Consider the following 19943-nt stretch of genomic DNA (forward strand, 5'->3'; position numbering starts at 1 on the left):
GCATGCGCAAAGCGTTCTTACTGATCCTCACGTTCGTCGGAATTTTCTCGTTATCCTCGGGCTGCGCCGAGAACAAGCTGACGCGGCAAAACTACGACACGATCGTCGAAGGCAGCTCCAACAAAATGGAAGTGGAGCGGACGCTGGGCAACAAATACATGGCCCGCTCCGGCAACGAGTGGGAATATGAGGACGAAGACCGCAACCTGTCGGTCGTGATCCATTTTGATGCGTCGGACAAGGTGATCGCCAAAGAATGGCGCGACGCCTCGACGGGGACATGGGAGGGCCAGGATCCGAGCATTAACCCCAACCCGCCGGGCCGGAAGGCGTCGGAGTCGGGCTCGACGACGACGATCAAGAAGTAGATGCTGCAAAACTCGTAGAGACGTCGAAACCGATCCACAGATGGCGCAGGTCGAGGAAACCCGACTGTCTTCGTGCGCTTACTTTCGTGTCAGGTTCGCTACGAACTCGAAAAAACAATCGTTCGGATCGCTGAATCCGTTCGATTCAACCGACCAACGACACCGCTTTCTCGTTTCACGTGTAGCTGAACCAGGTCGGCCTGCCGAGTCCCGGGCAGAGCGTGGCTCGCGGTGGCGTTGCTTGCGGCGCGCATCGGTATTCGGCTGAAGGGTACGTGTGTCCTGCGCCGAATATTTCCACGCCATAAGCGTGCGGCCCAACCCAAAGTACGCCGAATCGTTTGCGTCAGGCCCCACATGCCGATGAGCTGCATGTACGCTTCGGCGAAATACAGGCGACTCCTGGGGCGGACCAATGCGATCAAGAACCGCACCGGATTGTAGAAATAGAGATACGCCGCCAGGATATTCAACTGCTTTCGCCAGGGCTTTTCATGGCCCGACGCGACGACATGGTTGCCGTCAAGCAAATGTTGCTCAATCTCCTTGCCGGCAACACTTTCGAACACGAGCCCCGCGGCGAACATTTCTCCATACCCCTTCGACCCATTTGAAGGCGTCATCATCGAAACTTGCAGGCTGATGGCCCCGGCCCCCCGGAGCAACCGAGCCTGGTTGATCAGTCCATAGGGGCTCCCTCGCGTGTAAAGTGGTTGCGAGTCGTGGTGGATCATCATCGGCATGCCGCAGATGCCGCGGTCTCGCAACAGGTGAAACGCTTCCAGGGTCTTGTCGACGCTTTGGCCCTTCTTGACCAGTGTGGCCGTCATGTCTTCGACGCCAAGCCAGAGCGCTCGGAGCCCTGCCTTGCGCATGAGGCGCAAGTGATCCTTCATGACCAGGGTGTCGTGAACGGTGGCCTCCGTGCCCCAACGGAATTTGTGGCGGAAGTTGGCACCGCAGACGGCGGTGCGGGCCATGGTTTCCGCGATATCGAGCGTCCGATTCTTGTCGTTGAAGAAATTGTCGTCGGTCCCAAAGAAGTACCGAATGCCATACTCGCGGTGGAGCCGGACCATCTCGTCGACGATGCGTTCGCCACTTTTGACTCGGTGCTGACGCTGGTTGTAGGCTGGGATCGGGCAGTATGCGCAGGCGAATTTACAGCCAAACGTCATGACGAGGGACCCAATCGGGCTGTACTTCCGGACTTTTCCGGCCTCAAGTGCGCGCGTCGCAAGCGTCGTCCGGTTGCTCGGTGGCTCCAGCAATCGATAGCCGTGAATCGGATGCGGCAACTCATCGAGGTCTCCGACCAGACGTTGAATCCCCGTGTCGACCAACTCTTCGGCAATGCCCTCTACGTTTCCCAGGGGATAAACGAGGCCTGCGATGTCGTCGACCAGACCGCTAATCTTCGATCGCATGAACGTCGTCCGCAGAGCCTCGCCCGGCGCGCGCATCGAAAGCAATCGCTCCAGCAAGCTCAAGAGGACGTATTCCTCCCCGGTGACGGCGCAATCGGCGCCCCACGGGTCGGTCGGATCGACGTTGAAAGCGTCCCACGGCTCGTAAATGGCTTTCGCCCCGCCCACGATGATCAAAGGTCGATGGGCGGGATCGATCCGGCAAGCGTCCCGAATTAGCGCACGACACTGCGCCGAGTGGATTTGCATGCTCGACACCATGAAGATGTCGGGAATTCGACCATCCAAACGGGCCTGCGACGGGCGGAACCTGCGGTTCCATTGCTGAAGGACAATTCGCGTCTTCTCGAATCCCGCATCGAACATGGCTGACCCGATTGCTCGGACGCCGGCCGGGACCATCCGCGTGTCCGCATAGGTGAAGGGAAGCATACGAGTGCGATGGTCGAACGCGCAGGCGATCACACTGGTGAGGTCATGCCGGTGCGCCAAGGGGCGCAGGCGCTGGCGAAGGGCGAGGAGCTTACCGGGTTGCAGCAGCTCGTCGCCTCGATCACGGCGGGGAAGTTCCAAAAAAAATGCTCCGTCATTCTCTCGCCAAATGCAGGAAGGGCAGACTTGGCACGTAGAAAACGACCCTGTTTTCTATCGAACGAATCTCGGCCCGGAGCATACTAATAGCAAACATCTTCGAATGGAATCACCTGCGTCAGATTTCTTTTGCCCGGTTATCTTGCTTTTGGGCCAGTTCAAGGGGTGATTCAGGTCACGCTGAAGGCGGGTGGTGATCGTAACTCGCTATCTCAACGCTCGGAAATCGCCGCCCTGTCGGCACCGTTGAACTTCCAAAACGACGACAGCAGGACCTGCGGATGGGTGATGACCCGCACTCACGACATGCCTGCGCGCCATGGGAAACGGCCGTCACTTTGAGTGGTTAACGGCTTAATAGAGAATTATTGCGACGAGTAAACGAATTGACGAACATGCCTTCTTGACCTCGTCCCGGCGTTTTACTTGCGGTTTTGCTGGCGGCGCGGAGTATCCGAATGCGCTCCGCCGGTTTTAGGCCTGGACTCTTCCCGGATGCTTCCTTATAGTCTGCTCGGTTGGTCCGACGACCGAGCTTCCAGGCTCCGTGACAAGTCCTACGGCTTCTCGCCCCTGTTATTCTCTTTCGCCCCTCCTGCCATTTGGTCCAAATTTCGGACTCTTTCACTTTGACCCTGAAAGCAAAGGCGCGGGTCGTTCGGCACACATCGTTATGAAAGAAAAACATGGGCAAGAAATTGTACGTCGGAAATCTGAGCGTCGGCGTGACGGACTCGGACCTCCAGCAATTGTTCTCAACGCACGGGACTATTGTCAGCGTAAGAGTCGTCATGGACCGTGACACGAACCAGAGCAAAGGCTTTGGTTTCGTGGAATTTACTACCGAAGACGAGGCCCAGACGGCCATTACCGCCCTGAACGGCAAGGAGCACAGCGGGAAAGCCCTCAAGGTCAACGAGGCCAAGCCCAAGTCGCCAAGGACCGCGCCGGCGGGCGCCTCGGCGATGGCGGGGATTGCCAACTCCCCTTGGTAGCACAGAAAACGCGCAAGACGCTTCGTCGGCACGACGATGTTGGACTCGCGGGTACACGGGCATACGCAATTCAGTCGGGCTTGGCCGCCAACCTGGAGGGGGGGTCGGTGGCTGAGCCCCCTGATTGCCAAAGATCGCCAGTTTGAGCTGTTCGCGCGGTGGCATCGCCACGAATCAGTCGGATGAATCGGGTACTTGACGGAGAACGCCCGTGAACAACATAGGGAGATCACGAATGCGCGCCATTCGCCCACTTTTCATTTCGACGTATCCACCGGAGGAATGCGGCCTGGCCACGTTTACGAAGGACTCGGCCGATGCGCTGGATTTGGCCGCGCGGGAGCCGGTGTCGTTGGTGGCCGCAATTCAGAAATCTCGTGCCATCCACTATGACGACCCGCGCGTGGACTACGTGATCAACAATAATCAAGACAACGCTTACCGGCGGGCGGCGGAAGCGGCCAACGATGGACCGTGTGACGTGATCAGTCTACAGCACGAATTTGGCTTGTATCCCGGCGAGTGGGGCGCCGGAGTTCTCGACTTCGTGCTCGGCTGCCACAAACCGATCGTTTTAACCCTGCATACCCTGATGACCGATCCGGCGCCGCTCCCCCGACGCATCATTCGACACCTTGCGGCACACAGCCATGGAATTGTGGTCATGACAAAAATCGCAGCACGGCTACTGGCGAGCGTCTACGATGTGCCGGGCGCAGGAGTACGAGTGATCCCCCATGGCGTCCCCGGTGTCGCCCCCAATAATGAGAAACTTCACAAGAGCCGGCTGGGTCTGACGGGCCGTCGAGTCATTTGCACCTTCGGCCTGATCAACCGCGGCAAGGGATTGGAATACATGATTCAGGCCATGCCGCGCATCGTCGCGGCTGTTCCCGAAGCGATTTATCTGATCGTGGGCGTGACACACCCGGAGGTCAAACGACAAGAGGGGGAGGCCTATCGCGAGCATTTGGTTGCTATGGCTGAGTCCCTGGGCGTCGCTGCGCACGTGCGATTCGTAAACAAGTTCCTGAGTCTTGATGATCTATTGGAACATTTGCAGGCCTGTGATGTCTATGTGACTCCCTATGTAGGCAAAGACCAGATCGCCAGCGGCACATTGGCCTATGCCATCGCCGCAGGGCTTCCGGTGGTGAGCACTCCCTATCTGTACGCCGAGGAAGTGCTGGCCGAAGGACGGGGATTGCTCGTGCCGTTTTCGCAAAGCGGCGGCCTCGCCGATGCGACGTTGCGATTCATGAATGATGAGGCGTTGCGGAGTGAGACGCGCCGTAAGGCGTATGAATATGCCAGGCCCATGCGTTGGCCGAATGTAGGCCGGGAATATCTGAACTTTTTTGATGAGATCGTATCTGCCAGTGCGGATAGACGGCCTCACCCATCCCAGAGGTTTTCCTCAAAATCGGGCTCCAATGGCCGGTCCCGCAAACCCATACCAGGGGGCGTGTCGTGAATAGAAAACAGGGTCAAGTCATCGAAATGGCAAACCATCAAACCGGCGAGTCGGGAGTCCCTAATCGCGCTCACATGACGCCACTGTGCGCAGAGGATCTTCGGCCATGTGGCGTATCCTTGGCCCACTTGGACCGAATGACGGACTCGACCGGGTTGATCCAGCATGCCATCTATAGTGTTCCTCGCCGTGAGAGCGGCTACACGATTGACGACAACGCCCGGGCCTTGCGCCTCTGCACCCGCTTATGGCGTCAGCGCCCGAAGCGTCGCATGCTGAACCGGGTGACGAGATACCTAAGCCTGTTGGAGTACGCTCGACGCCCCGGAGGGGGCTTTCACAATCTCCTGAGTTATCAACGACACTGGTTGCATACGGATAGCAATGGTGATTGCCAGGGCCAGGCGGTCCGCGCCCTCGCTGAGGTACTCGGCAGCAGTTTGCCGGACGACTACAGAGTGTTGGCCCGGGAGTTGATCGAAGCGGTCTTGCCCACACTTGCCGATTTGCGGAGCCTGCGCGCCCAAGCCTATGTAATACTGGCCTGGGGGCATCTTTGGGAGGCAGAGTCGCTCATGCGAGAATCCGATCTCGCAACACTCGAATGCGTGGCGTGGTCCGCGGCGCAGCGATTGGTGGAATGCTATCAGCGGTCCCAGCGACCGGACTGGCCCTGGTTCGAGTCCCGTATGACCTATGCAAACGCCGTGTTGCCGCACGCCCTGTACGTCGCCGCCAAGCGCTGGCCGAAAGAACCGTTTCTCGAAGTGGCTGAGGCATCGTTCAAGTTCCTTGACCGCAAGACCACCGTTGAGGATTACTATTGGCCTGTGGGGAACGCCGGCTGGTACCCGCATGGGGAAGAAAAGGCTCAGTATGATCAGCAACCCGTGGAGGCCGTCACGATGGCCGATGCCGCGATCGCCGCATTCAACCTTCTGGGCGAAGCGAATCACCTGGCTACTTTCCGTCGGGCACGAAACTGGTTTCAAGGTCAGAACAGTCTCGGGCAGCCACTCGTTGATGTCCGGTCGGGTGCCTGCTACGACGGCCTGCTACCGACCGGGGTAAATCGGAACCAGGGAGCGGAATCAACGCTCGCCTACTTGTGGACGGAGATGCAATACGCCGCGGGGCATTCCACGCTGCCCGAAGATCGTCGGGTTGCGGCCGCCGGCGCGTAGTCCGTCGCAAATCCACGCAGGAATCTCGAACCCAGGGTAATCGAAAATGCATAGAGAATCGAAGTCCCCCAGTCTCCACACGGCACTGTTCAATCGCCATAGCGCGAACCCGATCCTTACCGCCCGCGACTGGCCCTATCCGGCGCATACGGTGTTCAACGCCGGCGCTTGTCAGGTGGGCGACGAGACCGTTTTGCTCGTGCGCGTCGAAGACCGCCGAGGCCATTCGCATCTGACCGTGGCACGAAGTAATGACGGCGTTTCGAATTGGCAGATCGATTCGGTCCCCAGCTTTGCTCCCGATCCAAAGAACTTCGCCGAAGAAGCGTGGGGCGTCGAAGATCCACGCTTGACATGGGTCGAAGATCGCAATGAATGGATCATCGCATACACGGCTTACTCCCCCAGCGGGCCCCTCGTGTCCCTGGCGCGGACAAAAGACTTCATCTCCTTCTCTCGCCTCGGCCCGGTCATGCCGCCGGAGGACAAGGACGCCGCCATTTTTCCCCGCCGTTTCGGGAATCGGTACGCAATGATTCATAGGCCGGTGTCTTCCGGCAGTTCCGGCGCGCACATGTGGCTCTCGTTCTCACCGGACCTGATACACTGGGGCAGCCATCACGTCCTCTTGCATGCGCGGCGCGGAGCATGGTGGGATGCCAACAAAATTGGGCTCTCACCGCCCCCTCTGGAAACTCCGGAAGGCTGGCTCATTCTCTATCACGGCGTGCGCAACACCGCGGGCGGGTGCCTCTATCGACTGGGACTGGCCCTACTGGACTTGAACGACCCGCGCCGGGTTCTTCGACGTAGCGACGAGTGGATGTTCGCGCCCGAGATGCCCTATGAGCACCATGGCGATGTAGGTGGCGTGGTTTTTCCGTGCGGCTGGATATTAGACAAGTCGAGCGGCGCAATTCGTCTCTACTACGGCGGCGCCGACTCCTGTCTGGCCCTGGCCACGGCCCACCTCTCCGACCTGCTAAGCTATCTGCGAAAGTGCCCCGCACCACAAGACTGATGCCTTTAGGATGGCTGGCGAGCCGCGACAGACAGTCCCAGCGGCAGACTCTGAAAGAAATCGGCCCCAATCAGAAGCTCGCGGTTCGCCGAGTGTTCAGGGCTTCTCCCAGGCGGCGTTTCTGCATGTTGATCGGACAGGGGTGTTCTCGGCGGACTACCGATCTATGCAGCACATTCCTTCGCAGAAGCGACGCGCTTGAGCAGCCGAACACTGCGACCCCCGTGATGGAATCGGACTTCGTCAAAGAGCGAGCGCATCAACATGACGCCGCGTCCGCTGGGCCGATCCAGTGCCTCGTCGTCCGTCGCGTCGGGGATCAGGCCGGGATCGAAGCCATTGCCCTGGTCGCGTACTTCGATCTCCGCCCAACCGCGTTCCAGCCGGTAACACACGGTGATGAATTTGGAAGGGTCACGTCGATTTCCGTGCGTGAACGCATTGGCCAGCGCTTCTGAGACTCCCAGGGCGATGGCGAAGGTGGCCGCAGGATCGTATCCCTGCCGCTCCACATCTTTCATGAAGTAATTGGTCATGATGTTGATGGCGGCGAGCCCGTTTGGAATTCGCTGCACGGATTCAATGCGTCGCAGTTCCATCGGTCTTGCTCCCGGGCAGGCCCAGGCCCTGAAATCGGCATCTAGGGGAAACGCGACATTGTCCGGCCCTGTCCGCAGTGAACCCCCGGCGGGCCATTCGCCGCTACGGGCAACGCCGTTCCTGTGGACTAACGAGTCGCTTGTCGCTTTGTCTAATAGAGTGTCTGGGCAATAGCACAGGAGAGTCGGCCATGAACCTCGGAAAGACCCATCTGGAAAACTGCGGCTGGCAATCGGTGGCGATTCATCAGGATCATGTCATGCTGCCCAGGCTCAGGGCGGATGATCGCGGATGGACGCCCGTCCCCTTCAGCGTGGGCTATCTTGCGCCTCAATTGATCGCGGGCGGTGACGACTTCGCCCGCGCGTTCTTCAATGAGACTCCGGCCCGGTGACCGCGAGGGGTAAGGCCCCGGCGTGAGTGACCAGGTGCCGGGCGCGACTCGAGGCGCGCCAGAGGATAGCGAATCCGGCGGCGACATGGACCAGGCCCACCCAGGCGGGCCAGGAGGACACCTCGCGGGAGACCGCGTAGGGTGCCAGATAACCCAGCCGCATATAGAGCAACCCCTGTATCAGAAGAATAAGACCGATGGCGGCCGCACGCCGTGACATGCGGCGGTGGAGCGAGAGGCCAAACGCGGTCACAAGGATGATGACCTCGCGCCAAAAAGGGAATACGCCGATTCCATACGACAACGAAACGGGGATGTTGGAGACGACGGTGCCCCAGTCGACTCGCGTCCCTTCGGGCGTGGCGATCAGTGTCTTGTCACGACCGGGGCCCATCCATTCGCCCTGCGGCGTGGAAACCCAGACGTGGCGGAGATCCGTGACGAGCGTGGCGTCGTATCCGAGGCGTTTCATGAGCGAGGCGGCGATGATCGCGCGGCCGTCGCAATCTTCGCGGAGTTCGCCGCCGGCCTCATCAGCTTTTTCGAAGACCTCCGCGACCGTCGGCATGTAATCCGCCGAGCCCCAGAGGTTCCAATCCCACTCGTAGTGGACCTGCTCCAGTACAAACCGCTCCACGTGACGCTGGACGAGTGGCGGGCTCTGGAGCAGCGCGGGTTGCGTCGCGGCGATCGGCCTCAGTCGTTCATCCAGGAGAGTCTGGAGTCGGTCAAGCTGCGGGGCGTCTGGTTCGACCAGCGTCTGCATGTTGCGCAGGTGCTCGACGTGCCTCGCAAACTGTCGTGGGTAGGGAAATAGTACGAAGAACGTGACGAGGGCGAAGGCGGCGCTCTTGAGCGGCATGCGCACGTACCAGCGCAGAACCGTGCCTGGTGGTCGCGCGACGTTCGGAGGGGAGGGAGGGCTTTCAAGCATGCTTGGCGCCTGTCGCGGCAAATCGCGGCGGGCTCCGGCCCGCCCTACGGGGCCGTCGGTTCTTCACGCGGGTGGTGCTTGTGATCGAACCAGAAATTGAGCAGCAGCATCGCCACGCCGACCACCAGCAGGGCATCGGCGATGTTGAAGATCCAGGGCCAGAGGGAGAAATCGCCGATCCGCGCCTCGATCTTGATGAAATCGCGGACGACGGGCTGCGGGCCGGAGCGCGGATCGCTGGGACGATCCATCCATTGCGCATTTGCACCCGTGGGAAAGTCGCCGATCTTGATTCTCCCGTTCGGATCTTCTTCGAGCAGCGTTCCAATGATGCGGCCGCGGTTGGAATAGCTGGCGACATACGCGTTCTGCGTCGTACGGTCGTAGAGATTGCCGATGGCCCCGGCGAGCACCAGGCCGAGCGCGATGTGCATCGAGCGCCGGCTGCGCGTCGAGTGGGCGAAAAGGTAAAGCACGAACATCAGGGCGAGGGCCGAGGCGCCGACGAAGATCGGGGCGAGACCGGCGCCGAGTCCGAAGAGTGCGCCGGGGTTCAGGGAAAGCTGTAAGCTGGCGAGATTGGGGATGAGGGTTCGGGTTTCGTGGGGACCGATTTCCCGGAAGGCCCAGTCCTTGGTCCACAGGTCGGCGACGAGACCGACGACGGCGCATCCCCACAGGCGCGCGTGGCTGGAAAAATCACCGATGGCCCAGCGTTCCCGCGGCTCATCGCTCACGGCGACCAGAGGCTCGGTGGGTTGGTAAGTGGACATCGCGGGGATTGTATGGCGGCGGCCGCCTATCGACGATGGGTGTTTTCTTCCTGGGCGCGCTTGTATTCCAGGCAGTAATTGGCCCAGGGCTTGGCCTTGAGGCGGGCCTTGGTGATCGGCTTGTGCGTGGCGAGGCAGATGCCGTAGGTCTTCTGATCGATGCGCTCGATGGCGGCGTCGATCTCCTTCAGCGTTTCGCGCTCGTTGGCAATCAGGCCGATGGTAAATTCCTGTTCATAATTGTCCGTGCCGATGTCGGCCATGTGAATGGGCATGAGGGAGAGATCGCCGGCGGCGTCGGCCCGGTTCTTGCCGAGGGCCTCGTTTTCCATCGTGGAGACGTCGCCGACCAGTTCGCGCCGCTTGTCCAGTAGCAACTGCCGAAAGTAAGCGAGCTCCTCATCGGTCAAGTGGGTTTTTGGCAGCGGCCCGGTCGCCAGCGACTCGTCGAGCCGGTTTGCTTCCGCGCGGCCGTTGGTGGAGCCGGAGTGCGAGCGGCCGTTGGAAGGTTTCGCCTGGCCGTTGGTCCCGGAGGGTTTCATGTTCTTCGCCGATTTATCAGGCCGACCGTTTTCCCCGCCACTGGTTTCGCGCACGCTGATTCCCTCCGAAGGCCCAACCCTTACGCCCGCGCGCCCGCGCTGTTGCGCAAGCCGTAAAAAACACGTTGCCCGATCCAAGGCGGGCGGCCCGGCCCCTTTGGGCCAAGACATGCTACTATACGATGCCGGAGGGCGCTTGTCAAGGTGAGCGGCGCAGTGGAGAATCGGACGGTCCATCCGCGGACGCGCCGAGATTCTCGGCCTGTGAGTGCCATAATCGTGGCACTTCCGGCGGCCCTGCGCGGCGCAAGAGGTGCGGCATCATCGGCGAGTCGGCGCTGACGTTTGAAGTTCGCTCCACGGATGCGCGGCGGCGCGCGCGCGTCGGCCGCCTGCGCACGCCCCACGGCGACATCGACACGCCCGCCTTCATGCCCGTCGGCACGCGCGGCACCGTCAAGGGCCTCACGCCCGATCAACTGCGCGAGGCCGGCGCGACGATCCTCCTGGCCAACACCTATCACCTGGCGCTGCGGCCGGGGGCCGACGTGGTGAGTACGATGGGCGGGCTCCATCGGTTCATGGCCTGGGATGGGCCGATCCTGACGGACAGCGGCGGGTTCCAGGTCTTCTCCCTGGCGACGCTGCGCAGCCTGGACGACGAGGGCGTCACGTTCCAATCGCACATCGACGGGGCGGTCCTGCGGCTCGAGCCCGCGTCGGCCGTCGCGATCCAGGAACAACTCGGCGCGGACATCATCATGGCGCTGGATCAGTGCCCGGCGCTGCCCGCTCCGCCGGCGCTGCTGGAAGAGGCCGTGCAGCGCACGATTCGCTGGGCGCGGGCCTGCAAGGAAGCCCAGCGGCGCACGGATCAGGCGCTGTTCGGAATCGTGCAGGGCGGTTTGGATGAGGATCTGAGGACCCGCTGCCTCGACGCACTCGTGCAGATCGGTTTTCCGGGTTACGCGCTCGGCGGTCTCTCCGTCGGCGAAACCCCGGACGATATGGCGGCGTTCGTGGAAAAGTTCGCCGGTCGGATGCCGGAGAATCGACCGCGGTACCTGATGGGCGTCGGCCGGCCGATCGACATCGCCCGCGCCGTGGCTGCTGGGATTGACCTGTTTGATTGCGTTCTGCCGACGCGTAACGGCCGCAATGCCTTTGCCTTCGTGGACGCGGGCTTCGTACGGCTGCGAAACGCCCAGTACAAGACGGACGAACGGCCCCTGGAGGAGGGCTGCCCCTGCGCGACATGCCGACAATTCACACGCGCGTATCTGCGGCATCTGTTCCTCGCCGAGGAGATGCTCGGGCCGATACTGGTGTCGCTGCACAACATCGCATACTATCAGCGCTGGATGCGGCGGATCCGCGAGGCCATTTCGACGGGCGCTCTGGAGCAACTGATCTTGGATGGCGAGGCCGCCGCCGCCGGCCCCGGTACCGAGGAAACCGAATGATCACGATGTGGACGCTTATCGCGCAAACGCCGACGACCCAGCCGGTCAATCAGCCGTCGCCGGGGCTCTTTGGCAACCCCCTGATCCTGTTCGCGATGCTGGGCCTCGTCATGTACTTCCTCATGCTCCGCCCCCAGAGCAAGGAGCGCAAAAAGCGCGAGGCCATGCTCTCAGCGGTCAAGAAGAACGACCGCGTCGTCACCATCGGCGGCATCATGGGAACGGTCATTTCCGTCAAGGACGACGAGATCACGCTCAAGGTGGACGAGTCCAGCAATACGAAGATCACGTTCACCCGCTCGGCGATCCAGCGCGTCTCTTCGGCCGCCCCGAGCGAGGCGGTCGAGGCGGGGGCGAAGAAATAGGCGTTGCGCGAGAGCGCAGGGAGGCCGAGTCATAGACCCGCCTTGGTGGGGGTCCCGCCAAGCCGCCGTAGCTCACCGCTTCAATCCCAGCCGCCCTTTATCCCATCGCTCGCCGAAACGCCGAATAGTGCCACATATGTGACACTATTAATAGGTCGCTGTCCCTAACTTTTCCATTTTCCCCAAACGGGCCATGAAGGCGCGTGCGGTACTCGGGCGCTACCGGCTCATCTTGTGAAATAGTGGAAATATGGCGCGACGTCAGACCTGCCCGGGCGTCGGCCCGTCGACATACCATGGGCAGCAACTGACCGATAGAATGCGGCGACAGACGCACTCGGAGTCCACACGAGAAGGGCAATCGTTTGCAGCCGGGCCAACCAGTGGAGTGCAGTTTCAACGTAGCGCACGATCTCGAATGCGTGGGGTGCGGTTACAATCTCAAGTCGCTCCCCTCCAATTCTGTCTGCCCGGAGTGCGGGAGGCCGGTCGCCCAGACGGTGTACCCGGTTGCGTTCCGCTTCACGAGCTGGTCGGCTATTCGATGGGTCCGTCGCGGGCTTATGGTCTGGGTCTTGTCGTTTCTCGTCTGGGCGGCAGGGCTCATATTTTGCACGGCGAGAGTCAGTTGCTCTGGCGACCTCAGATTAAGCGCGCGGTGGTCGCTCTACGCGGTTGTGATGGACGATTTGGCGTGGATCACCGAGTCGGTTGCCGTGATATGTTTCAGTCGCGGCATTGCTATTCAGTGGCGTGGAAGACGGCGTGCAATCGTGGTGGTCGTCGCGCTCATCGCGGCTGCTTCCTGCCTGCTGGATCTGAACTACGTTGCGTTCATTTTTTATGGGCGAGGAGTTCCTTCATCCATCATCTCCACGTCCGTCGAGCTCTGTGCAGAGTTCGGACGACCCCTGGCGTCGGCGGCCGCATGGCTCCTCCTAGCGCTCGCCATCCGCCCTCCACGGGGATGGCTCATACTGCCAGCTCTGATCGCGATGGCAATTACTTGCGCATGGCCTCTGATCGGCGGCGCGATCAACATAGTTCGCAGCCTCCTTACTTGTGATCCTGATTTGTTGCGACTGGGATGGACTTTCTGGGCAGAGGACAAACAATCGCTGGCCAGGTCCTACATGTGGATGACGGTCGCCATACTTCTGACCGATCGTGCGCTTCGAGGCGGGACCAAACAGTCGATCCTCACCGGCTAAAACGCGCCGGGCTGCAGCTCGCCGTAGGCCAGTAGAGAAAACGGGGCATCCTACTTTTTTAATTCCCTAGTGCTCTTCGCCTGCCGCCGCGAGCCCCAATAATCCACTCCAAACCTCGCCCCGCTCGACCGCGCAAGAAAACTTCCGACCGACTTGCCTATTTCAGGTTACATGGCTATATTAGGGTTATATTAGGTATAACGATTGGGCCGCGCGGCCCGCGAGGGCCGCCGGTCCGGGAGCGCGCTCGCGACGACGAATGCCGCCGAAAGTGAAAATCGCGTCCGTTTTTCCGGCTAGTTTCGCTTAGTTTCAGCCCCCCCCCTCCCCCGGGGGTCACGGATCCGGAGTCGGCGATTCAGGGTTCGTCCCTCGCGCCGGCCGGACCGATCCCTTCATCCGCGCCGGCAAGCCGCCCCAGAGTTCGTATTCGCCGACGACGGTGCTGGGCTTGATGGCCGAAAACGGTTCGATGACGGCGCCGCGCTTGATGTGCACGCCGCAGCCGATGCCGCAATAGGCGCCGATGGTGACGTCGTCTTCAATCACGACCTTGTCCATGATGATGTAGTCGCGCTCCTGCAAGTGGCAGGTGATGGACGAGGCGAAGCCGAGCGTGACGTTCTTGCCAATCTCGATGCCCCACGGGTCCATGAGATTGGGATCGAGGAAAAAGCTCGACTGCGTGCGCGGACCCATCGAACAGCCCAGCAGCCAGCGAAACGGCATGATCGACGCTAACTGGGAAACGAAGATGCCGGGGAACGGCGGGTGGTACCGGGCCTTGGTCAGCAGGGCGATCACGCCGGCGAGGATGATATTGCGGTTCAAGGACTTCCCCGTCCGATGAACGCCGCGCTGCGGGTGGGGAAAGGGAAGTCGGACGACGACGAGCGTCAGCACGTAAGCCACGTTGAACAGCAGGATGAAATTGGTCAGCGTCGTGGCCAGGGCCCACGCCCCGCCCCAGGTCATCAGCCCATCCCACGACAGCGACCGGGCGAAGGTCGTTCGCGACATCACGAGCAGCGTCGCGGTCAGGGCCACGGCCCAGATCATCGACCTGACCCAGATGTCGAGCAAAAGGAGGAACTGCAAGGGGATACTGGGGTTCTGCGCCTTGTTGGTCGGTCCATCTTCAGATCGCGGCATCTGACAAATACCTCCGGCTGACTGAACACTGATTCCAGGCCGCCCATGATCGGAGCCAGGCCCGAACCCCGGGCGGCGGCTGAATCGTACCCGATGGCCGTGGCGGTGATTACTGGAGCCGCCCGGGGAGCCCGGTAAACGATTAGGGCGGCGATCGGCATGCCCCGCGCAAACGTTGCCGATCGCCGGACTTCCTACGGTGGCGGTTTTGAGTGCGACCGCAGCGGGCTCGGTCGATATAATAGAAAAGACCCTCTGGGCAAACGGCCCGGCGGTCGTGAGCGTTGTCAGTCAGTCAATAAGGGGAGAGCCGAACGATGCAGCAAGACACTCGAAAAGGCAGCGCGGTAAAAAAGTGGCTGCTCGTCGCCGTCCTCGGCTCGGTGACGGCCCTTGGCGTTGGCACGGCCTTGGCGCAGGTGACCGGGACGAACCCCGACTTCTTCACCTTGCTCCAGCAATTCCAATCGCTCTTCGGTACGGGCACGGGTACAACGACGCAGCCCTCAACCCCCACCACGCCCCCGACGACGTCTCAGCCCGGCACCGGGGAACGAGAGCCCACAATCATTGATAACCAATTCAACACTACCAGCGGCGCCTCACTGCAGGCCCGCGCGCCGGGCACCTGGATCCAGAACGCCCAGGCGGTCCAATCGGGAGAGACAGAGTTCTCCATTGGTGGTCCGGGCGAGCCGGACGGTTTCATCAAGACGACGATCGATACGATTTTGCTGGAGATCCTCGACTCGGTCAGCACCTTTCTCACCGGCCTGGACCTTCTGACCGGGAGCGGGTTGCCCGGCCTGCCGGGGCTCGGAGGAGGAACCGGCGGACTGACGACGATCCCCAACTCCACGACGACCGGTGCCGGCACCAGCACCCCCGTACAATAAGCTCGCGTTATACTGGTCTCTGACGAGCGCGGAGTACGGTCATTGCCGTGCCGCCGCTCTTCGTTTTGGAATCAACGCGTGTCCTCGACATTGCCACAAACCGCTCGCGCCGCCGTGATGGCGGACTTCAATCGGCCGGTCGAAGTCCGCGCGCTGCCAATGCCCGGATTGCTCGGCGCGGGCGACACGCTGATCAAAATCGAAATGGCCGGCGTGTGCGGGACGGATGTCCACCTGCACAAAGGCCAGCTCAGCGTGCCATTGCCGCTGGTCATGGGGCACGAAACGGTCGGGACCGTGGCGGCGCTGGGCGGCGAGGTCAACGACTGGCTGGGTGAGCCCCTGGCGATCGGCGATCGCGTATCGTGGACCGTAGGGATGCCGTGCGGTCAGTGCCGGTATTGCCGCGTCCATAAGCTGCCGAGCCGCTGCGTCAATCGCAAGGCATACGGCGTGAATACGCCGTGCGACAAGCCGCCGCATTTGTTGGGCGGCTACGCGGAATATCACCACCTCCGCGCGGGCACGGCGATTTTCAAGCTACCTGCCGATCTGCCATCGGAGGCGTTGATCGGCGCGGGCTGCGCGCTGGTCACGATGATCCACGCCTATGAGAAGATGCCGATCCGCTGGGCGGAATCGTGCGTCATCCAGGGGGCCGGTCCGGTCGGTCTGGCGGCGCTGGCGATCGCGTCGGACGCCGGCGCGCGGCCAATCATCGTGATCGGCGGGCCGACGGATCGGCTGGAGCGCTGCAAGCGATTCGGAGCCGACGTGGTGATCGACATCGACGAGGTGAAGAATGCAGACAAGCGCCGCGGAGTCGTGCTGGAGCATACAAACGGACTCGGCGCGGATGTCGTCATCGAGTGCGTCGGTCATCCGGCCGCGGTGCAGGAGGGCTGGCCACTGGCTCGCGACGGCGGTCGGTACATGGTGCTGGGTCAATACTGCGACGCAGGCCCGATCGCACTGAACCCGCATCTGATCACCAAGAAGGAGTTGGAAGTCTACGGCTCCTACGGCAGCGAACCGACCCACTGGGCCAAAGCGATCGAGTTCCTCCGCGCCCGTCGCGATCGATTCCCGTTCCACGAGCTGATCACACATCGCTTCAGGCTGGATCAGGTCAACGAGGCGCTCGACGCCGTGGCGAACTGGCGGACGGGCAAGGCCGTGATTTGCCCCTGAAAACCCAGCAGGCCCCCGTCACACGGTACTGATAGATACCTATTTGGACACCCTCTCGACCGTCGATAAACTCGTATCCACGCCGCTACGGATGGCGGCGGTGCTCGGGACCTTTCAGCGGCGAGGGCACCATGAAACGGACGCTGATTTTAGCTTGTCTTTTCTCCATCGTCGGATGTCAAACCCAGGAACGCGCTCCCGCGCCGGAGGGCCTGTCGAAACGACTGGCGGTCGTCGAGCGCGCGCGGCTCAGCACCTTTAATGACCAACCGACGATGCCCGGATCGCGGGTTCGCGCCCAGGGAATGGCGGACGCGCGCGCGGGCCGGAGCGCCGCCTGGGTACGTGAGGCGGCGGCGTCGGACGACGCTTCGCGTCATGACCTTCGGGCCCTGACGCTGGGCGAGACGGGAGAAACGTCGCGCTTCGAACTGCAAACCACCGACGAAGCCGGGTCGGGCGAAGTCGAGACGACGGCGACGAGTTCGGAGGAACGAACGACGCGCGATCCGCCCCTCGCATCATTCTGGGAGACGGCCAAGCGCGACATCAAAAACATGCCGTGCGATTTGTGGCGGGATACCAAGCGCGTGTATGGCAGCCCGGTCAACCTCGTGATCCTCGGCACGGCCTACGCCGGTTCCCTGGCGATCCAGGAGACCGGTCCGGACGACACGGTGGAACATCGCTTCAATCGAAACAACGACTTCCGTGCCCCCGACCACATCATGAACAGCAGCGACTGGCGCGACGCCTTCGGGGCCATCGGCAATCCCGGCACGCATTTCGCGCTGGCCGGGGCGTGGTACTTGCTGGGGCAGCAGACCTGCAACGATAAGACCTACGAAGTGGGCAAGACGCTCTTCTCCGCGCTGACGATCAACGGCTTGACGGTCATGGTCGGTCAAGCCGCTTCGTGGGACAAATCGCCGAATGGCGAGTACGGCACCTTCCCGTCGGGACACACCTCCAGCAGTTTTGTCGTGGCCAGCGTGATGCACGAGGCGTATGGCCATCTCGTCGGGGTGCCGCTCTACGGCCTGGCTGCACTGGCGGGACTCGAGCGCCTGGACGACCGCGAGCACTATTTCTCCGACGTGGTCATGGGCGCGGTCTTGGGCACCGTCATCGGCCACAGCGTCGCCTCGGGCCGCGATCCGGAGTTCTTCGGATGGAAGCTGCTGCCCTACGCGAGCCCGGAAGGCGGGGCGGGGGTGGCGTTTATGAAGTCGCTGGATTAGCGACTAGTCCTCGTCGGGGATGGCGTCTTCCTGCGGCGGTGGGCCGTCAGGCCGGTCGGGGCGAGGGCCACGGCGTCCTCGGGGTGAACCATCATCCGGGCCGTGGCGACCGCGCGGGGGGTCTTCGCCGAATCCGTCGGGACCGCCGGGGCCGGGGCCGCGACGGTCGAAGGGGCGGCGCAGCTCGCCTTTCTTGATCTCTTCGACCCGCCGCGCGACCTGTTCTTCAAGTTTCGATCCCGCCTCCTCATGGTGTTTTCGTTGTCGTTCCAGCGCCGCCTGCTGCTCCTGGATGCGTTTTTCGAATTGTTCGAGCCGGAATGCCATGCGCTGGTGGTGCAGATCGATCTGGCGGCGGACGAGGGGTTCGATCTCCCCGGCAATGGCGGATTGCGCCGCGGGGTCTTTGGCCGCTTCCCGATAGCGGCGCGACAAATCGCCGAGTTTCCTTTCATTCTTGAATTCCTCAATGATTCCGGCGGCCAGTTCCGGCTTCTCGTCCTTGAGGAGCATGTATTCCTTGAAGATGGGGACAATGCGCCGAACGGCGCCCCTGAACATCTCCGGATTCTGTTCGCGCCGCTTGATCAGCCGCGCGTGATATTCCGGGAAATTGTCGCGCAGCATATCCAGGATGCGTTCGATCATCTCCGGCGGAAGACCGTCGTTGGGGCCCATGCCATCCGGCCCGCGGTTTTCACGCCAGCGGCGGAGGCGATCGCGCGGTCGATCATCGCGCGGACCGAAGCGACGATCGTCGGGACCCGCGCGCGAAGGGCCATCCGGGCCGTCGTCAGCGCGGCGATCGTCCGGTGGCGGTTGGTCTTGAAGAGCGACGGACGTATTCGGAATGAACCACGTCAGCATCAAGACCGCACTGAGGAGAACGCTATTGGCGATCTTCTTCGAATATTGGAGCATCGATCATCCTCGAAAAATCAGCCCCGCGATCGGCTGGTCCTGGCGGGAGTAGCCGGGTTCGGCTGGCTCGTCGTATTCGCATCCAGCGCCTCTTCCAGAGCGTAGTAGAGGTCGGCGCCGCCGGCGCTCCACGACTCGTCGGACGACCATTCCTCTAAATCGGAAATCTCATCATCCATCGCGACAAGCACGGTCGTTTGCTGTTGGGTCATCTCGGGCCAAAGCGGCTGAACGTCCGCCTCCGCCATCATCATCGACGTCATCGCGGGTTGATGCCTCATCGCATACCAGCCGACGGTCACACAGAGGGCCAACGCCGCGGCGGCGGCAAGCGTCCCGTGCCAGGCTTTCCAGGATCGAGCACCCGCACCACCGTGCATTCGCGCAAGTTCGCGGCGGGCGGCCTGTTTCGCGCGCGCAACGGCTTCGGCCGACGGAGCGGGAGTGACAAAACGGGCCAGCCACGCTTCGTTGGCTTCGATCTCTCCGAGTTGTCGCTCCTGCTCGTTCACGAATCCGTCTCCAGACATCGCACCGGTTAAGAGCCGGTGCCACACATGATTTCTCGCAACTTCGCCAAGCCTCGATGTCCTCGGGCCAACGCCGTCCCCAACGGCACACCCGTCGCCTCGGCGATCTCCCTAAACGTCATCTGCGAAAAATGTCGCAGCATGATGGTCTCTCGTTCCGCGGCCGGCAGCTCGTTCAGCGCCGCGTGCAGGGCGTCCGCTTCCTCTCCACGCCTTAGCCCGGCGTCGACCGGCTCTTCCGCCGAGGCGAGATCGTCCATCGACGTCACGCCGGAGTGCCGCGCGCTTTCGGCATCCGACTCGACCAGGGCCAGGACCCTGGGCGAGCGGCCGAGCTTGCGGACGCGGTCGCGGGCCAGGTTCGCCGCAATCCGAAAGAGCCATGCCTCGAAGCGACCGTCGTGCTGGTAGACGCCGATCATCCTCACCAGCCGGACGAATACCTCCTGCATGAGGTCCTCGGCGTCCTGCCGGGAGCCGGTCATCCTGTAGAGAAAGCCGAAGATTCGGCCCGCAAAGTGCTCGACCAGGCGGTCCAGGCAGGCTGAATCGCCGCGCTGGGCTCCCAGGATCGCCGCCGACAGCGCTTCGCCGTCCATCAGACCTCACTTAGCCAAACGCTCCCCCCGGGCGTTAATTGCCAGGATTGTAAGTTCCGCCGGAGGGCTAG

Annotated in this window: 21 protein-coding genes; 12 read left to right on the forward strand and 9 right to left on the reverse strand. The window is 62.0% G+C overall.

Going from position 1 to position 19943, the window contains the following annotated elements:
* The first annotated feature begins 2 nt into the window (after window positions 1–2).
* Complete coding sequence (locus VJZ71_03410; GenBank protein HKQ47102.1) at window positions 3–368, forward strand: hypothetical protein; 366 nt, start codon at window positions 3–5, stop codon at window positions 366–368.
* A gap of 98 nt (window positions 369–466) precedes the next feature.
* Here the strand turns inward: VJZ71_03410 and VJZ71_03415 are convergent, their stop codons facing one another.
* Entirely contained in the window at window positions 467–2368 is a 1902-nt protein-coding gene (locus VJZ71_03415) for a radical SAM protein (protein ID HKQ47103.1), read from the reverse strand.
* A gap of 704 nt (window positions 2369–3072) precedes the next feature.
* On the opposite strand from VJZ71_03415, the gene VJZ71_03420 reads away from it, so the two are divergent.
* From VJZ71_03420 to VJZ71_03435, 4 genes are all read left to right on the forward strand, one after another.
* Window positions 3073–3381: an RNA-binding protein gene (locus VJZ71_03420; protein ID HKQ47104.1), complete on the forward strand. Its 309-nt coding sequence runs from the start codon at window positions 3073–3075 to the stop codon at window positions 3379–3381.
* A gap of 235 nt (window positions 3382–3616) precedes the next feature.
* A complete protein-coding gene (locus VJZ71_03425; GenBank protein ID HKQ47105.1) occupies window positions 3617–4855 on the forward strand; it encodes a glycosyltransferase family 4 protein in 1239 nt (412 codons plus the stop codon).
* A 137-nt stretch (window positions 4856–4992) separates the two neighbouring features.
* Complete coding sequence (locus tag VJZ71_03430; GenBank protein ID HKQ47106.1) at window positions 4993–6039, forward strand: hypothetical protein; 1047 nt, start codon at window positions 4993–4995, stop codon at window positions 6037–6039.
* A 46-nt stretch (window positions 6040–6085) separates the two neighbouring features.
* Window positions 6086–7060, forward strand: coding sequence for a glycosidase (locus tag VJZ71_03435; protein ID HKQ47107.1), 975 nt, complete (start codon window positions 6086–6088; stop codon window positions 7058–7060).
* A 164-nt stretch (window positions 7061–7224) separates the two neighbouring features.
* Here VJZ71_03435 and VJZ71_03440 read toward each other — a convergent pair whose 3' ends face one another.
* Window positions 7225–7659 carry an ATP-binding protein gene (locus tag VJZ71_03440; protein HKQ47108.1) on the reverse strand — a complete coding sequence of 145 codons (435 nt, stop codon included), beginning with the start codon at window positions 7657–7659 and terminating at the stop codon, window positions 7225–7227.
* A gap of 191 nt (window positions 7660–7850) precedes the next feature.
* Here VJZ71_03440 and VJZ71_03445 point away from each other — a divergent pair, with 191 nt between their 5' ends.
* Complete coding sequence (locus VJZ71_03445; GenBank protein ID HKQ47109.1) at window positions 7851–8054, forward strand: hypothetical protein; 204 nt, start codon at window positions 7851–7853, stop codon at window positions 8052–8054.
* Here the strand turns inward: VJZ71_03445 and VJZ71_03450 are convergent.
* The 3 genes from VJZ71_03450 to VJZ71_03460 are packed head-to-tail and all read right to left on the reverse strand — an operon-like array spanning window position 8032 to window position 10357.
* Window positions 8032–8988, reverse strand: a complete 957-nt coding sequence (locus tag VJZ71_03450) for a hypothetical protein (GenBank protein ID HKQ47110.1) — start codon at window positions 8986–8988, stop codon at window positions 8032–8034. The genes VJZ71_03445 and VJZ71_03450 overlap by 23 nt on opposite strands.
* 44 nt (window positions 8989–9032) lie before the next feature.
* Window positions 9033–9761: a signal peptidase II gene (locus VJZ71_03455; protein HKQ47111.1), complete on the reverse strand. Its 729-nt coding sequence runs from the start codon at window positions 9759–9761 to the stop codon at window positions 9033–9035.
* A gap of 26 nt (window positions 9762–9787) precedes the next feature.
* Window positions 9788–10357 (reverse strand): TraR/DksA C4-type zinc finger protein, encoded by a 570-nt coding sequence (locus tag VJZ71_03460; protein HKQ47112.1) that lies wholly within the window; start codon window positions 10355–10357, stop codon window positions 9788–9790.
* 128 nt (window positions 10358–10485) lie between these two features.
* Between VJZ71_03460 and tgt the strand changes: the two genes are divergently transcribed.
* The 3 genes from tgt (at window position 10486) to VJZ71_03475 (ending at window position 13342) form a co-directional block, all read left to right on the forward strand.
* The gene (gene tgt, locus VJZ71_03465) at window positions 10486–11766 is read left to right on the forward strand and encodes a tRNA guanosine(34) transglycosylase Tgt (protein HKQ47113.1); all 1281 of its coding nucleotides are present in this window, start codon (window positions 10486–10488) and stop codon (window positions 11764–11766) included.
* Window positions 11763–12131, forward strand: coding sequence for a preprotein translocase subunit YajC (gene yajC, locus VJZ71_03470; GenBank protein ID HKQ47114.1), 369 nt, complete (start codon window positions 11763–11765; stop codon window positions 12129–12131). Before tgt ends, yajC begins: the two co-directional genes overlap by 4 nt.
* A 365-nt stretch (window positions 12132–12496) precedes the next feature.
* Entirely contained in the window at window positions 12497–13342 is an 846-nt protein-coding gene (locus VJZ71_03475; GenBank protein ID HKQ47115.1) for a hypothetical protein, read from the forward strand.
* Window positions 13343–13678: 336 nt separating this feature from the next.
* Here VJZ71_03475 and VJZ71_03480 read toward each other — a convergent pair whose 3' ends face one another.
* Window positions 13679–14494 (reverse strand): hypothetical protein, encoded by an 816-nt coding sequence (locus VJZ71_03480; protein ID HKQ47116.1) that lies wholly within the window; start codon window positions 14492–14494, stop codon window positions 13679–13681.
* Between the two features lie 317 nt (window positions 14495–14811).
* Here VJZ71_03480 and VJZ71_03485 point away from each other — a divergent pair, with 317 nt between their 5' ends.
* The 3 genes from VJZ71_03485 (at window position 14812) to VJZ71_03495 (ending at window position 17822) form a co-directional block, all read left to right on the forward strand.
* Window positions 14812–15390, forward strand: coding sequence for a hypothetical protein (locus tag VJZ71_03485; GenBank protein ID HKQ47117.1), 579 nt, complete (start codon window positions 14812–14814; stop codon window positions 15388–15390).
* A 78-nt stretch (window positions 15391–15468) separates the two neighbouring features.
* Window positions 15469–16581, forward strand: coding sequence for a zinc-binding dehydrogenase (locus VJZ71_03490; GenBank protein ID HKQ47118.1), 1113 nt, complete (start codon window positions 15469–15471; stop codon window positions 16579–16581).
* A gap of 131 nt (window positions 16582–16712) precedes the next feature.
* Window positions 16713–17822, forward strand: a complete 1110-nt coding sequence (locus VJZ71_03495) for a phosphatase PAP2 family protein (GenBank protein ID HKQ47119.1) — start codon at window positions 16713–16715, stop codon at window positions 17820–17822.
* 3 nt (window positions 17823–17825) lie between these two features.
* Here VJZ71_03495 and VJZ71_03500 read toward each other — a convergent pair whose 3' ends face one another.
* The 3 genes from VJZ71_03500 to VJZ71_03510 are packed head-to-tail and all read right to left on the reverse strand — an operon-like array spanning window position 17826 to window position 19872.
* Window positions 17826–18743: a hypothetical protein gene (locus VJZ71_03500; GenBank protein HKQ47120.1), complete on the reverse strand. Its 918-nt coding sequence runs from the start codon at window positions 18741–18743 to the stop codon at window positions 17826–17828.
* 17 nt (window positions 18744–18760) lie between these two features.
* Window positions 18761–19255 (reverse strand): hypothetical protein, encoded by a 495-nt coding sequence (locus VJZ71_03505; protein HKQ47121.1) that lies wholly within the window; start codon window positions 19253–19255, stop codon window positions 18761–18763.
* A gap of 26 nt (window positions 19256–19281) precedes the next feature.
* Entirely contained in the window at window positions 19282–19872 is a 591-nt protein-coding gene (locus VJZ71_03510; protein HKQ47122.1) for a sigma-70 family RNA polymerase sigma factor, read from the reverse strand.
* Window positions 19873–19943: the final 71 nt, after the last annotated feature.

The organism is Phycisphaerae bacterium, assembly GCA_035275405.1.
Taxonomy (GTDB): Bacteria; Planctomycetota; Phycisphaerae; order UBA1845; family UTPLA1; genus DATEMU01.

What these genes read in the sequence shown, in the direction of transcription:
- VJZ71_03510 (HKQ47122.1), bottom strand. Translation starts at nt 19,872, where the DNA reads ATGGACGGCGAAGCGCTGTCGGCGGCGATCCTGGGAGCCCAGCGCGGC.
- VJZ71_03455 (HKQ47111.1), bottom strand. Translation starts at nt 9,761, where the DNA reads ATGTCCACTTACCAACCCACCGAGCCTCTGGTCGCCGTGAGCGATGAG.
- VJZ71_03425 (HKQ47105.1), top strand. Translation starts at nt 3,617, where the DNA reads ATGCGCGCCATTCGCCCACTTTTCATTTCGACGTATCCACCGGAGGAA.
- VJZ71_03410 (HKQ47102.1), top strand. Translation starts at nt 3, where the DNA reads ATGCGCAAAGCGTTCTTACTGATCCTCACGTTCGTCGGAATTTTCTCG.
- VJZ71_03435 (HKQ47107.1), top strand. Translation starts at nt 6,086, where the DNA reads ATGCATAGAGAATCGAAGTCCCCCAGTCTCCACACGGCACTGTTCAAT.
- VJZ71_03450 (HKQ47110.1), bottom strand. Translation starts at nt 8,988, where the DNA reads ATGCTTGAAAGCCCTCCCTCCCCTCCGAACGTCGCGCGACCACCAGGC.
- VJZ71_03485 (HKQ47117.1), top strand. Translation starts at nt 14,812, where the DNA reads ATGCAGCAAGACACTCGAAAAGGCAGCGCGGTAAAAAAGTGGCTGCTC.
- tgt (HKQ47113.1), top strand. Translation starts at nt 10,486, where the DNA reads ATGCCGGAGGGCGCTTGTCAAGGTGAGCGGCGCAGTGGAGAATCGGAC.
- VJZ71_03440 (HKQ47108.1), bottom strand. Translation starts at nt 7,659, where the DNA reads ATGGAACTGCGACGCATTGAATCCGTGCAGCGAATTCCAAACGGGCTC.
- yajC (HKQ47114.1), top strand. Translation starts at nt 11,763, where the DNA reads ATGATCACGATGTGGACGCTTATCGCGCAAACGCCGACGACCCAGCCG.
- VJZ71_03495 (HKQ47119.1), top strand. Translation starts at nt 16,713, where the DNA reads ATGAAACGGACGCTGATTTTAGCTTGTCTTTTCTCCATCGTCGGATGT.
- VJZ71_03430 (HKQ47106.1), top strand. Translation starts at nt 4,993, where the DNA reads ATGACGGACTCGACCGGGTTGATCCAGCATGCCATCTATAGTGTTCCT.
- VJZ71_03480 (HKQ47116.1), bottom strand. Translation starts at nt 14,494, where the DNA reads ATGCCGCGATCTGAAGATGGACCGACCAACAAGGCGCAGAACCCCAGT.
- VJZ71_03420 (HKQ47104.1), top strand. Translation starts at nt 3,073, where the DNA reads ATGGGCAAGAAATTGTACGTCGGAAATCTGAGCGTCGGCGTGACGGAC.
- VJZ71_03445 (HKQ47109.1), top strand. Translation starts at nt 7,851, where the DNA reads ATGAACCTCGGAAAGACCCATCTGGAAAACTGCGGCTGGCAATCGGTG.
- VJZ71_03500 (HKQ47120.1), bottom strand. Translation starts at nt 18,743, where the DNA reads ATGCTCCAATATTCGAAGAAGATCGCCAATAGCGTTCTCCTCAGTGCG.